The sequence below is a fragment of the Marinobacter iranensis genome, assembly GCF_029207565.1.
Taxonomy (GTDB): domain Bacteria; phylum Pseudomonadota; class Gammaproteobacteria; order Pseudomonadales; family Oleiphilaceae; genus Marinobacter; species Marinobacter iranensis.
On sequence record NZ_JANCMW010000197.1, the window covers coordinates 1 to 267 of the forward strand.

Annotated in this window: 1 protein-coding gene; it reads right to left on the bottom strand. The window is 71.5% G+C overall.

What is annotated here, in order from left to right; translation table 11 throughout:
* Nucleotides 1-267 (bottom strand): AMP-binding protein (locus NLU14_RS22005; RefSeq protein WP_275710620.1); only part of this gene is annotated, 267 nt, incomplete at both ends.

Here is a 267-nt window from a genome sequence, read left to right on the forward strand (position 1 = left end):
TGATCCAGGTTCACGGTCTCGACACCCTCGACCGACGGCAGCCGGTCCAGGGCGGCGTCGTGGCTGAGAAGCAACGAGGCGCCGGAGTCTTCCAGCATGTAGCGCACCCGTTCCGCCGGGTAGTCCGGGTCCAGGGGCAGGTAGACCCCGCCGGCCTTGTGCACGGCGTACAGCGCCACCAGCATGTCGGTGCCCCGCTCCAGGGCCACGCCCACGCGGCTTTCGGCCCCCACGCCCTGCCCCAGCAGCCAGTGGGCCAGGCGGTTG